At 46.3% G+C, this 12,883-nt stretch carries 14 protein-coding genes and 1 tRNA gene; 10 read left to right on the forward strand and 5 right to left on the reverse strand.

Annotation, left to right across the window (positions count from 1 at the left end; all coding sequences use genetic code 11):
* The first annotated feature begins 16 nt into the window (after positions 1 to 16).
* From Pas1_RS00090 to priA, 8 genes are all read left to right on the forward strand, one after another.
* Positions 17 to 487: a F0F1 ATP synthase subunit B gene (locus Pas1_RS00090; protein WP_112202546.1), complete on the forward strand. Its 471-nt coding sequence runs from the start codon at positions 17 to 19 to the stop codon at positions 485 to 487.
* Position 488: 1 nt separating this feature from the next.
* Positions 489 to 1,025 carry a F0F1 ATP synthase subunit delta gene (locus tag Pas1_RS00095; protein ID WP_112294163.1) on the forward strand — a complete coding sequence of 179 codons (537 nt, stop codon included), beginning with the start codon at positions 489 to 491 and terminating at the stop codon, positions 1,023 to 1,025.
* 45 nt (positions 1,026 to 1,070) lie between these two features.
* Complete coding sequence (gene atpA / locus Pas1_RS00100; protein ID WP_112202550.1) at positions 1,071 to 2,612, forward strand: F0F1 ATP synthase subunit alpha; 1,542 nt, start codon at positions 1,071 to 1,073, stop codon at positions 2,610 to 2,612.
* 15 nt (positions 2,613 to 2,627) lie between these two features.
* Positions 2,628 to 3,497 carry a F0F1 ATP synthase subunit gamma gene (gene atpG, locus Pas1_RS00105; RefSeq protein ID WP_112202552.1) on the forward strand — a complete coding sequence of 290 codons (870 nt, stop codon included), beginning with the start codon at positions 2,628 to 2,630 and terminating at the stop codon, positions 3,495 to 3,497.
* A gap of 55 nt (positions 3,498 to 3,552) precedes the next feature.
* Positions 3,553 to 4,953: a F0F1 ATP synthase subunit beta gene (gene atpD / locus Pas1_RS00110; RefSeq protein WP_112202554.1), complete on the forward strand. Its 1,401-nt coding sequence runs from the start codon at positions 3,553 to 3,555 to the stop codon at positions 4,951 to 4,953.
* Between the two features lie 21 nt (positions 4,954 to 4,974).
* The gene (locus Pas1_RS00115; protein ID WP_112202557.1) at positions 4,975 to 5,391 is read left to right on the forward strand and encodes a F0F1 ATP synthase subunit epsilon; all 417 of its coding nucleotides are present in this window, start codon (positions 4,975 to 4,977) and stop codon (positions 5,389 to 5,391) included.
* A gap of 15 nt (positions 5,392 to 5,406) precedes the next feature.
* A complete protein-coding gene (gene hemE / locus Pas1_RS00120; protein WP_112294164.1) occupies positions 5,407 to 6,519 on the forward strand; it encodes a uroporphyrinogen decarboxylase in 1,113 nt (370 codons plus the stop codon).
* Positions 6,520 to 6,773: 254 nt separating this feature from the next.
* Entirely contained in the window at positions 6,774 to 8,882 is a 2,109-nt protein-coding gene (priA, locus tag Pas1_RS00125) for a replication restart helicase PriA (protein WP_112294165.1), read from the forward strand.
* On the opposite strand, the gene gcvH is transcribed toward priA, so the two are convergent.
* Positions 8,879 to 9,271: a glycine cleavage system protein GcvH gene (gcvH, locus tag Pas1_RS00130; protein WP_112202562.1), complete on the reverse strand. Its 393-nt coding sequence runs from the start codon at positions 9,269 to 9,271 to the stop codon at positions 8,879 to 8,881. The genes priA and gcvH overlap by 4 nt on opposite strands.
* 85 nt (positions 9,272 to 9,356) lie before the next feature.
* On the opposite strand from gcvH, the gene Pas1_RS00135 reads away from it, so the two are divergent.
* Positions 9,357 to 9,995 carry an MBL fold metallo-hydrolase gene (locus tag Pas1_RS00135; protein WP_112205760.1) on the forward strand — a complete coding sequence of 213 codons (639 nt, stop codon included), beginning with the start codon at positions 9,357 to 9,359 and terminating at the stop codon, positions 9,993 to 9,995.
* Between the two features lie 9 nt (positions 9,996 to 10,004).
* Here the strand turns inward: Pas1_RS00135 and Pas1_RS00140 are convergent, their stop codons facing one another.
* From Pas1_RS00140 to Pas1_RS00150, 3 genes are all read right to left on the reverse strand, one after another.
* Complete coding sequence (locus Pas1_RS00140) at positions 10,005 to 10,190, reverse strand: hypothetical protein (protein WP_112202563.1); 186 nt, start codon at positions 10,188 to 10,190, stop codon at positions 10,005 to 10,007.
* A 40-nt stretch (positions 10,191 to 10,230) separates the two neighbouring features.
* Complete coding sequence (locus tag Pas1_RS00145; RefSeq protein ID WP_112236961.1) at positions 10,231 to 11,331, reverse strand: fatty acid desaturase; 1,101 nt, start codon at positions 11,329 to 11,331, stop codon at positions 10,231 to 10,233.
* Positions 11,332 to 11,461: 130 nt separating this feature from the next.
* A tRNA-Arg gene (locus tag Pas1_RS00150) sits at positions 11,462 to 11,537 on the reverse strand.
* A gap of 111 nt (positions 11,538 to 11,648) precedes the next feature.
* On the opposite strand from Pas1_RS00150, the gene Pas1_RS00155 reads away from it, so the two are divergent.
* Positions 11,649 to 11,873 carry a hypothetical protein gene (locus Pas1_RS00155; protein ID WP_225971621.1) on the forward strand — a complete coding sequence of 75 codons (225 nt, stop codon included), beginning with the start codon at positions 11,649 to 11,651 and terminating at the stop codon, positions 11,871 to 11,873.
* A 56-nt stretch (positions 11,874 to 11,929) separates the two neighbouring features.
* Here the strand turns inward: Pas1_RS00155 and rsmI are convergent, their stop codons facing one another.
* Entirely contained in the window at positions 11,930 to 12,832 is a 903-nt protein-coding gene (gene rsmI, locus Pas1_RS00160) for a 16S rRNA (cytidine(1402)-2'-O)-methyltransferase (RefSeq protein WP_112295131.1), read from the reverse strand.
* Positions 12,833 to 12,883: the final 51 nt, after the last annotated feature.

The raw sequence follows: 12,883 nt of genomic DNA on the forward strand, positions 1-12,883 counted from the left end.
TACTGAAAGGAATATCGTGAATCTGAACGCGACCCTATTCGCGCAAATGATCGTTTTCTTTGTCTTATGGTGGGTTGTCGCACGCTTTGTGTGGCCACCACTAATTAAGGCATTAGATGAGCGTTCAAGCAAAATTGCTGATGGCTTAGCTGCTGCTGAGCGCGGCAAAGAAGAATTAGCAATGGCAAATAATGCTGCCGAACAAGAGCTTTCTAAGGCTCGTCAAGAAGGTGTGCAGCGTGTTGCTGAAGCTGAAAAACGTGCACAAATGTCTGCAGAAGAAATTCGTGCCAATGCACAAGCAGAAGCTGCGCGCATTATTTCTCAAGCTAAAGAAGATGCTGATCAGCAAGTCACCCGTGCTCGCGAAGTATTGCGTGCCGAGGTTGCTGTACTTGCTGTTAAAGGCGCTGAGCAAATTTTGCGTCGCGAGGTTGATGCCAAAGCCCATGGCGCATTGCTTGATCAACTGAAGGCAGAGCTTTGATATGGCTGAGTTAGCCACGATTGCTCGCCCTTATGCTGAGGCGCTTTTTCAAAGCGCTAAACCAGCTGAGCTTGCTTCATTCATGGAGCAGTTAGGTGAATTGGCCCAGCTTGCTGTGCTGCCTGAAATTGCAAGTCTGTCTAATAATCCAAAGGTATCTGCGGATGACTTAACCAAGCTCTTATCTGGAATGGTAAAGACAAAGCTTGATGGCAAGACCTTAAGTTTTTTAAGTCTCGTGAATCAAAACCATCGCTTAGCTGCTGTTCCTGAAATTGCAAATCAATTTGAGGCAATGAAGAACAAGAGCGAAGGTGCGGCAGAAGTAATGATTACCAGCGCATTTCCTTTAGAGGGTTCTGCGCTGAATGATTTGTTGTCAAGTTTGAAGAAGCGCTTTGGGGGCAAAGAATTACGCCCAACTATTCAAGTTGATCCAGCTTTGATTGGCGGTGTCCGCATTCAAGTTGGCGACGAAGTGATGGATAGTTCCGTTAAGGCACGGTTAGCTCGAATGCAAGCAAGTCTTGGCGCATAAATTATCCCGATTAAGAACATACGAAATAAGACCCAGGAGTAAGTAATGCAACTCAACCCATCCGAGATCAGCGAGCTGATCAAAAGCCGAATTAGCGAACTAGGCGTTGATGCCAAATCTCGCAATGAAGGCACTGTTATTTCAGTAACTGACGGTATCTGCCGCGTACATGGATTGTCTGGTGTGATGCAGGGCGAAATGTTGGAGTTCCCTAACAACACAATCGGCCTCGCTTTGAACCTAGAGCGCGATTCTGTTGGTGCCGTAGTGTTGGGTGAATACACCCACATTAAAGAAGGCGACCCAGTTAAATGTACGGGTCGTATTTTGGAAGTTCCAGTTGGACCAGAGTTACTCGGTCGCGTTGTAAACGCACTGGGTCAGCCCATTGATGGCAAGGGTCCAATTAATACTAAATTAACTGACTTTATTGAAAAAGTTGCTCCCGGCGTTATCGCACGTCAATCTGTTAGTCAGCCAGTTCAAACTGGTTTGAAGGCGATTGATGCGATGGTTCCAATCGGACGCGGTCAGCGCGAGTTGATCATTGGCGACCGTCAAACTGGTAAGACAGCGGTAGCAGTTGATGCGATCATTAACCAAAAAGGTAAAGGTGTTTATTGCGTTTACGTGGCGATCGGTCAAAAAGCTTCCACCATTGCTAACGTAGTTCGTAAGCTCACAGAATTAGGCGCGATGGAGTACACCGTAGTGGTTGCAGCGAGTGCTTCTGAGTCTGCAGCGATGCAGTATCTTTCTGCTTACGCAGGCTGCACAATGGGTGAATACTTCCGCGATCGTGGCGAAGATGCATTAATCGTATATGACGACTTAACTAAACAAGCCGTTGCTTATCGTCAGATCTCCCTATTGCTCCGTCGTCCACCAGGCCGTGAAGCTTACCCTGGCGACGTGTTCTACCTCCACTCACGCTTGCTCGAGCGCGCCGCTCGTGTGAATGCGGAATATGTTGAGAAATTTACGAATGGCGCTGTGAAAGGCAAGACCGGTTCTTTGACCGCATTGCCAATTATTGAGACTCAGGCGGGCGACGTTTCTGCCTTCGTTCCAACCAACGTGATTTCGATTACTGATGGTCAGATCTTCTTGGAAACCGATTTGTTCAATGCTGGTGTGCGTCCTGCGATTAACGCCGGTATTTCTGTTTCCCGCGTTGGTGGTGCTGCACAAACTAAAGTAATTAAAAAATTGTCTGGCGGTATTCGTACTGACTTAGCACAATATCGTGAATTGGCAGCGTTTGCTCAGTTCGCATCGGATCTTGACGAAGCAACCCGCAAGCAGCTCGAGCGCGGTCGCCGTGTTACAGAATTGTGTAAGCAAGCGCAATACAAGCCGCTCCAAGTTTGGGAAATGGCCGCTTCGCTCTATGCAGTGAACAATGGCTTTTTCGATGACATTGAAGTCAAGAACGTATTGCCATTCGAAAAAGGCTTACAAGATCATTTGAAATCTAAGTATGCGGACTTAGTTGGCCGCATTGAAGAAACCAAAGATCTGAGCAAAGAAGACGAAGCTGCATTGCGGGCTGCGATTGAGGACTACAAGCGTTCAGCAGCCTTCTAAGGACGCGAAGAGATCATGGCAGGCACAAAAGAGATACGATCAAAGATCAAGAGCGTACAAAATACGCGCAAGATCACAAAGGCAATGGAAATGGTCGCCGCATCCAAGATGCGTCGCGCCCAGGAGCGTATGCGTAATGCGCGCCCATATGCTGAAAAAATTCGTGAAATTGTTGCTAATCTTTCTAAAGCGAATCCTGAGTACCGCCCTGCCTATATGGCGACTCGCGAAGTGAAGAAAATTGGCACGATCTTGGTTACAACAGACAAAGGCTTGTGCGGCGGTTTAAATACCAACGTATTGCGTTTGATTGCAAATCAAGTGCGCGATATGCAAGCTAAAAGTATTGAGATTGCTTACACGGCGATTGGCTCTAAGGGCCTTCAATTTTTGAATCGCTCAAAAGCAAAGCTCATCTCTCAAACAATTCAAATTGGTGATACACCCCATTTAGATGTTTTGATTGGCGCGATTACTGCTCAGTTAGAGGCGTTTGAAAAAGGTGAGATTGATGCTGTGTATTTGGGGTACACCCGCTTTGTTAATGCAATGAAACAAGAGCCGGTTTTAGAAAAGCTGTTGCCTCTAGAGCCAGCTGCTTTAGTGGCAGCAGATAAGTCCGGCCCGTCTTGGGACTATATCTATGAGCCAGACGCAGAATCGATTTTGAATGGTTTGTTGAAGCGTTACGTTGAGGCAATGATTTATCAGGCTGTTGCCGAAAACATGGCCTCTGAGCAATCTGCCCGCATGGTCTCTATGAAGGCCGCGTCAGATAACGCGAAGAACGTAATTGGTGAATTGCAATTGGATTACAACAAAACACGACAAGCTGCTATTACTAAAGAGTTGTCAGAGATTGTTGGTGGAGCGGCCGCTGTTTAAGCGGACGTCATTTAGAAATTTGAAAGAATTTAGGAATTAAAAGCGGAGAGATGCGATGAGTAACGGAAATATTGTTCAGTGTATTGGTCCAGTGGTGGATATTCAGTTCCCCCGCGACAAAATGCCAAATATTTATGATGCCTTGACATTGGTGGAGAGTGGCGAAAAATCTTTTGCTGAAAAAGGTTTGACCTTTGAAGTTCAGCAACAGATCGGTGACGGCGTGGTTCGTGCGATTGCAATGGGAGCAAGCGATGGCTTGCGCCGCGGCATGGAAGTGAAATCTACCGGTAAGCCAATTTCTGTGCCTGTTGGCCCAGCGACATTGGGACGCATCATGGATGTTTTAGGTCGCCCAATTGATGATGCCGGCCCAATTGCTACTGAAGAGCGCCGCGCCATTCACCAGCCAGCTCCAAAGTTTGATGAACTATCCCCTTCAGTCGATTTGCTAGAGACTGGTATTAAGGTGATCGACTTGGTTTGCCCATTCGCTAAAGGCGGTAAGGTTGGCCTGTTCGGCGGTGCGGGTGTTGGTAAGACCGTGAACATGATGGAATTGATTAACAACATCGCTAAGCAACACTCTGGTTTATCTGTGTTTGCTGGTGTGGGTGAGCGGACTCGTGAAGGTAATGACTTCTATCACGAGATGAAAGAATCGAACGTTATCGATAAAGTTGCGATGGTTTTCGGTCAGATGAACGAACCTCCTGGTAACCGTTTGCGCGTAGCCTTGACTGGTTTGACCATGGCTGAAGCATTCCGTGACGAAGGCCGTGACATTTTGTTCTTCGTCGACAATATTTATCGCTACACCTTGGCCGGTACCGAAGTTTCCGCTTTGCTCGGTCGTATGCCTTCTGCTGTGGGTTATCAGCCTACATTGGCTGAGGAGATGGGTAAGTTGCAAGAGCGCATTACTTCAACTAAGACTGGTTCCGTTACTTCTATTCAGGCCGTTTACGTGCCTGCGGACGACTTGACCGATCCATCACCAGCGACAACCTTCTTACACTTAGACTCCACCGTTGTGTTATCGCGCGACATCGCCGCTTTGGGTATTTACCCAGCGGTCGATCCATTGGACTCTACCAGTCGTCAGCTTGACCCGCAAGTAGTTGGTCAAGAGCACTATGAAGTTGCTCGTTCAGTTCAAATGACATTACAGCGCTACAAAGAATTGCGCGACATTATTGCAATTCTGGGTATGGACGAGTTGTCACCTGAAGACAAATTGGCAGTGGCTCGTGCTCGTAAGATTCAGCGTTTCTTATCCCAGCCTTTCCACGTTGCTGAAGTGTTCACTGGTTCTCCAGGTAAATACGTTCCATTGAAAGAAACCATTCGCGGCTTCAAGATGATCGTGAGTGGTGAATTGGATCACTTACCAGAACAAGCGTTCTACATGGTGGGTTCAATTGATGAAGCTATCGAGAAAGCGAAGAAGCTTTAATCGAGCTCTTCTAGGGAAATTATGTCAAACATACATGTCGACGTAGTCAGTGCCGAGCGTTCCATTTTCAGTGGAGAGGCTAAGTTTGTGGCCCTTCCAGGTGAAACTGGTGAACTCGGTATTTTGCATGGCCATACTCCATTAATTACTCGAATTCGTCCTGGCTCTGTTCGTATTGAAAAAGCCGATGGCGATGAAGAATTTGTGTTTGTTGCTGGCGGCTACTTAGAAGTCCAGCCAGATCGCGTTACTGTTTTAGCAGACACTGCTATTCGTGGCCATGATCTCGATGAGGCAAAAGCACTAGAAGCTAAGAAGCGGGCTGAAGAGGCAATGCAAAATCGTGGTACAGACTTTGATTTGGCCTTAGCCCAATCTGAATTTGCTATGGCTGCAGCACAGTTGGCTGCTATTGCCCGATTCCGTCGTAAAAAATAATTACCGGTCAAACCCGTGTTGTTAAATGATCGGTTTTTAAAGGCTTGCTTCGGCGAAGTGGTGGATCAAACCCCGCTTTGGCTTATGCGCCAAGCCGGTCGATATCTCCCCGAATACAATGCGACTCGTGCTAAGGCTGGAAGCTTTTTAGGGCTCGCAAAAAATCCTGCTTATGCCACTGAGGTCACGCTTCAGCCCTTGGATCGATATCCGTTGGATGCAGCAATTCTTTTCTCGGACATTTTGACAGTTCCAGATGCGATGGGTTTGGGTCTTCAATTTGCAACAGGAGAAGGCCCAAGTTTTCAGCATCCATTACGCACCGAAGATGACGTCAATAAATTGCGTACCGCAGACATGAATCAATTGCATTATGTTTTTGATGCAGTTTCTGAAATTCGCAAAGGGCTTATTCAAGATGGCAGGCAACGTGTGCCCTTGATTGGTTTCTCAGGAAGCCCTTGGACACTTGCTTGTTACATGATTGATGGTTCTGGATCGGATGATTTTCGTCATGCCAAGACTATGATGTTTGCTCGGCCAGACTTGCTCGAGCGCATTCTTGAAATCAATATTCAATCTGTTGCAGCTTACTTAACTGAGCAAGTAAAAGCGGGAGCGCAAGCGCTGATGATCTTTGATACCTGGGGCGGTTTATTGCCTAATGGCTGGTATCAGCGCATGTCCTTGGCAGCGATGCAAAAAGTAATTTCTCAATTACCGCGCGAACACGAAGGACGAAAAATTCCGATTATTGTATTTACAAAAGGCGGCGGAATTTGGCTAAAAGATATGGCCCAAATTGGCGCTGATGTTCTAGCATTAGATTGGACCATGTCGCTTTCTAGGGCGCGCAAAGAGTTATTAGAAATCAACAAACCCCTTGCCTTACAGGGAAACCTAGACCCATTAGTACTATTTTCAGGCACCAAACAAATTACTGATCAGGTTAATAATTTGTTCGATGATTTAGCTGGTGCCCCCGCCTTAGGCCCAAATCGCCATTCTCTTGATGGCCATATATTTAATTTAGGCCATGGGATTTCCCAGTTCACCCCTCCAGATAGCGTGTCCGTTTTGGCATCAGCCGTGATCGAGAAATCCCGAGTCCTCAGAGCAAGCAGATAGAGCAAAGTAATTGCTAACTTAGTGGCGACCTTTTGCCAAAGTTATGCACAGCAGGGCGGCGCGCGCGTAATTCAGCTAGATTCGAGGCAAAGATCATTAGAAGCATCGAGAAGTCAATGTAAGTATCTGATTTATATAGACTTATCTTTAAATAATACTATTTCAGACCAGCTGACCTATTTGATTAATTGACAGGTAAATCAGTATATTGGAATGATATCCACAGACTTATCCACAGGAAAATGAAGTAACCCATGAAGGCAAGCCCCCTCTTCGTTCAGATTGTTCTGGATAAGCCGTTGGCGCAGGGCTTTGACTATATCTGGGACAGCCAAAAGCTCGGCGCTGATCCTGTGATAGGCCAAATTGTCTCGGTGCCATTTGGAAATTCAATAAATATAGGAGTTATAGTAAAAGTAAATACTCACTCTGAAATAGAGCAGAGTAAATTAAAGGCAGTTTTAGGATTGGCGCCCCTACCCCCTTTGGATTCAGCGCTCTTAAGCTTGATGAACTTTGCTAGCCAGTATTACATCCATTCTTTGGGCGAAACGATTATTCCCTCCATTCCCCAGATGTGGCGCAAACCCGAGCGGTGGGAAAAGCTTAGGCTAGCAAAACCGTCAACCGACAAGAAAAGTAAGCAGAGTGATTTAGCCAGCAATTCTGAGCAATTGATTGGCGTAGCGCAACTGAATTCGGAGCAAAAAAACGCTCTAGATATCCTGCTACAAAAGAAGGGCTCAGAAGGATTCAGGGCAATCCTTTTGCAGGGACAAACTGGGAGCGGTAAGACAGCCGTTTTTTTAAATTGGTTGGCTAGTGTTTTGCAAGAGAAAAATTCTCAGGTATTGCTCCTTGTTCCAGAAATTAATTTAACTCCCCAGCTAGAGCGACGTATCCGAGCGTATTTCCCAGATAAAAAAATTGCACTATTACATAGTGGTGTTTCAGAGAAACAGCGCGGCATCTCTTGGCATGAGGCCATGCATGGAGATGCGCAGATCATATTAGGCACCCGTTTAGCGGTACTTACACCAATGCCCAATCTACGTGCGATAGTGGTCGACGAAGAGCATGATCCCTCGTATAAACAACAAGAGGGAACGCGATACTCTGCAAGAGATCTCGCAATCTGGCGGGCACACGATCAAGGCTTGCCAATCTTACTAGCCTCCGCTACGCCGTCATTAGAAACGTGGATGGCTGCAAAAGTCGGGCGTTATGAGCACATTGGATTGGACAGCCGTGCTCAGGGCGCAAGCTTGCCCAAGGTTCATCTTGTGAATACACAGGATCCCCAAAATCGATCTTCCCACTCACCTTTATTCACCAAAATAGTGGAAGGCGCCATCACTAAATGTTTATCTGAAAAAAAGCAGAGCTTAATTTTGATTAACCGACGTGGATACGCTCCAGTCATAAGTTGTTCTGCATGCTCATGGATGTCCAAGTGTGCCCAGTGTTCCTCTTGCATGGTGATGCATAAAGCAGGAGCATTGAGTAAAAAAACAGTATTGAGTTGTCATCATTGTGGCCTAGTAAAGCCGATGCCTAATTTTTGTCCTGATTGTGGAAATGCAGATCTGAAGCCAGTGGGTCAGGGCACACAAAAAATTGAAGACGTGATTGAAGGCGCATGGCCCCAAGCAACAGTCCTGAGGGTAGATACAGACTCTAGCAGAAGGAGTAAGGGCGCCGAAGAGCTCTTCCAAAAAATTCATGAAGGCGATGTAGATATTGTGGTGGGCACACAAATGATCGCAAAGGGCCATGATTATCAAAACATTGGAACTGTTGCAGTATTAGATGCTGATAGTCGCTTATATTCCCAAGACTTCAGGGCAGCTGAAAGATTATTTGCTCAGCTGATTCAAGTGGCAGGAAGAGCAGGCCGCTCAAAACAACACGATCAAGCCAGTGGCGATATTTATATAGAAACACAGCATCCTGATGCGGCAGTATTTCAGTATTTATTAAGACATGATGTAGATGGCTTTTTATCGTTCACCGCCAAGGAGAGAGAAGAGTCTGGGCTCCCCCCGTTTTCGTATCAAGGGCTTATTCATGCTGAGGGCAAGAGCATTGCAAAAGCAATTCAGTTTTTAAGTGACCTGAAGTCGCAATTGACCGAGAGAGGCTTAGTTCATAAGGGGGTCAAGATTTATGACCCAGTGCCCAAAACGATCATGCGGGTAGCAGGCTCTGAGCGAGCTCAGCTTCTTATTGAGTCAAATAGTCGGAAACACTTACAAGAATTACTCGAGTCGATTGACCATTTATTGCGTCAAGATTCTCAGGGGCGCATCAGCAAAGCCTCACGCATCCGATGGTTGATTGAGCGTGATCCGATTGCGATTTAAGCGCCTGCTGTAGCGGAATATTTTTCGAGGCCCATTAAATTTTGTAGTTCAATAGCTAGACTAGCGTCTGAGCTGGGTTTGATTTTAAAAAGCCAAACCGAATATGGTTTTGCATTAATGCTTTCGGGCTGACTCTCAACATCCGGATTCAGAGCAACGATCTCACCACTGACTGGCGCATGAATATCGCTCGCAGCTTTAACGGACTCAATGACAGCAATATTTTGACCTTGCTCAACAAGTTGACCTAGCTTCGGCGCCTGAAAGAACATGACGTCACCAAGCGCCTCTTGAGCATGATCGCTGATACCTACCCATACCAAGCCATCATCTTCAGGATTGGCCCACTCGTGGGTCTCAGTAAATTTAAATTTATCTTGTGTATTCATCGCTTGCCTTGCTGCCCTATTTTATAACTTGTGCTCTAAACTGTTATCTTACCGATTCGCTAAACAATCTATCCAAAATATGCCCATTAAATTAGGTATCGTACCCGTTACGCCCTTTGAGCAAAATTGTTCAATTCTGGTATGTCAAAACACAGGTGATGCAGCTATTGTTGACCCAGGCGGCGACATCGATAAGATCCTGGATGGCGTAAAGCAAATGGGGGGCAATGTAAAAAAAATTCTATTGACTCACGGGCATTTAGATCATTGTGCTGCCGCCCAAGAGCTTTCTGAGCAATTGCATGTCCCCATTGAGGGCCCGCAAATTGAGGAGCGATTTTGGATTGATCAGCTGCCTGAACAAGCAGTGCGATTTGGATTTGGTCATGCTAAAGCTTTTGAGCCAACTCGTTGGCTGAATAATGGAGATCACGTACAAGTCGGCGATGTAGATTTTGAAGTTTTTCACTGCCCAGGACATACTCCAGGACATGTTGTATTTTTTGATAAAGAAGACAAGCTAGCTTTAGTCGGTGATGTACTCTTTGCGGGATCGATCGGCCGCACCGACTTCCCTCGCGGCAATCACGCCGATTTAATTAATGCTATTAAGACAAAGTTATGGCCCTTAGGCGATGACGTGCAATTTGTGCCCGGGCATGGGCCGATGTCTACTTTTGGGCAAGAAAGAAAAACCAATCCCTATGTTGGGGATGGCGTCTAACTACTTTAGTTAGGCTTTTGCAGAGCCCGTGCGATGTGTGCGGTTGTAAAGACAGCTTGCGCAAATCCAGCGTTGCTTACGGTTGCTGGTTGGAATCCAAGTTCCGCCTTCAAGGCGCTTTTCGCGACTGCAAGAAGAGCAAAACTTGAGGCTCTGGGAGGTTTCTTGTGTAGCAGCTGGAGTCGAGGTAGTCATGGGCAATCCGGGTAAGACAAATCTGAACAGAGGGTCTATTTTACCCGTTTTGTCCCGCTGGGGCTGGGCTCAGGAGAACCCGAACCGAATCCGCAGTTTTATTACCGTCAAAGTCGAGCCAAGCTTTGTTTTCAAAATCATAAAGCTTGCATTTGCTGGCAGTATCAAAATACCAGTCCCAGGAGAACTTTTGAATGAAAATCCGCTCTGGAAGCATTGTTTCCAGGGTATTTTGAGCATCTTTGAGGTTGTAAAGGGGTATGCTCATATCGACGTGGTGAGCCGTATGTTCCATGATGTGGTGCATCAGGGCACCCCAAATCCAGCCAAAAGTCAGGTGGACAGTAGTCGATACAAAGGGCTGGGCACGCAACCACTCTGATTTTTTGTCATACCAAGAAACGGATGGATGGGTATGGTGCACGTAAACGACAAAACCAATCATGCCGTTCCAAAATAAGAATGGCAGAGCAAAACCGGTAATCAGCCCGACCCAAATCGACTGACCCGTCGCCAAGGCTCCAGCGATCAAGCATCCAATCCAAATAATGGCAAAAGCCGTAACCAAGAGATTGTCTTTAAGAAAGATAGGACGATCACCCGGTTTATTTTGGGCATTTGGAAAGTACTCGCGTCTCCACCAAATCTCGATCAAATAGTAAAAGACTGGGCCCCAACCACTGCGGTAAAGGCGCTCAAGCGTTTTGCGCCAAGCTGGCAAGGCATCAAATTCTGCTTTAGATAGGGGCGCCCAGACAAAGTCGAAACCTTTTAAATTGGTTTGACCATGATGCACGACGTTGTGCCCTACATCCCACAGACTATAGGGGGTTAGAGAGGGCAAGAAGGCAATACGACCAAGGACCTTATTGAGTTCACGATTAGGTGTAAAGCTTTGATGGCATGCATCATGCCCAAGAATAAAAATACGACCAGTTACAAACCCAGCAATTAAGCCCAAGGCAATCTTGACCGCAATATTTTCAATAAAAATAGTGCCTGCGATACAGCCGAGCCACAAAGAGGCATCAATCAACAAAAGACCAAGCGCACGACCTACTTGACCTTGCGCCATATGAATTAGCCAGCCACGAATAATTTTGCGGTGAGGCAATGGCTCAGTAGGAGCCAAAGGAGCCATGTTTTGGTCGGAAAGAGAGGGATTTAGGTGGTTAGACACGTTAATATTCAATAGAAATCAATTATTTAGAACTAAATGATAGTGGTTTTTGAGCTTTCACGTATGACATAGGTCAAAAATCCCCCTGCTTTGGCGCGCCCGGCAGGAATCGAACCTGCGACCCTTGGCTTCGGAGGCCAATACTCTATCCACTGAGCTACGGGCGCCATGTGAAACCCTGCAATTGGCCACCCTCATATTGTAAGTGCCTAAGGCGGAAAGCACTCGTTATAATCGCAGCTCAACATCCTTTAAACCCATAAAACTACAAAAGTCCTATGAGCAACGAGCACGGCAATCTGATTAAGTCCCCAAAACAACTCATCACCGTCGTGTTTGCAAGCTTTTTTGTGCCATTGATTGTGATTTTATTGTTGATGGTTTATGTCAATAACGGTAAGCGTATTGATAGCGGCAAGTCTGCTGATGAAATTATCAAGCCAGTTGGCCAGCTGAATATTCAGGATGCCAATCCTTCAGCAGAAGCCAAGACTGGTGGCTAATAAATTACGCGGCTAACACTAGTCAAGCAACTAATAAAGCTGACAATTGGTCAGCTTTATTTTTTTGTATCCCCTGCTTTGGAATCAATGGCCGCTTGATAAGCCTCTTTTTTAGAGACTGGAAGGGTTTGGGATAGAACCGCGGCAATTTCTTTGCTACCCAAATAAGGTTTGAGTGCCTTAACCCAGAGACTTAATAAGTCATCCGAGACTAAATCTTTGCTGACACTGCGACCTGCAACCATAACGACAAATTCACCTTTGAGGCTTGATGATTGAGTTAGCCATTCTGGGATATCAGCAGCCCTGATAAAACTAATTTGCTCAAATTTTTTAGTTAATTCTCGGCCGATCATGAGTTCGCGGTCTGGTTCAAGGGCTTTGCCAATGAGTTTCAAGGTATCTTGAATATGGTGGGGCGACTCAAAAAATATACTGGCCTGCACACTCTTTTGTATTTGGATTAACAGGGCGTCACGCTCTTTAGTTTTATTTGGCAAGAAGCCTAAAAATTGGAAGCGGCCTTCTGCTGCAGTCAATACTGAGCCACCTACAGAGACTGCAGCCGCAACTGCGCTGGCTCCAGGAATGGGAATTACCCGAAAGCCTGCGGCGTGGACCGCTTGTACTAAGCGGGCGCCAGGGTCAGATACACCAGGCGTTCCAGCATCCGATATGTAAGCCCATCTTTCATGGTTGGCAAGATGCTGAATGACAGTTTGCGCACCGGCCATTTCATTGTGCTCATGCAGGGCGAGACATTTTTTATGAATGCCAAATTGTTGAAGGAGTGCAACGCTGTGACGAGTATCTTCACAGGCGATTCCTTCAACCGCTTTTAAGATATGCAAGGCGCGCAAAGTAATGTCGCCGAGGTTGCCGATTGGTGTTGCGACAACATATAGGGCTCCAGTGGGCAAATCTTGCTGCTTTAGAAAGTCAAAAGAATCAAGTTCCATAGATATTTTTGCGAATAAGCGTTGAATAGATGAGAGCATACGTGGGTTTTG

Source organism: Polynucleobacter paneuropaeus, assembly GCF_003261235.1.
GTDB lineage: Bacteria > Pseudomonadota > Gammaproteobacteria > Burkholderiales > Burkholderiaceae > Polynucleobacter > Polynucleobacter paneuropaeus.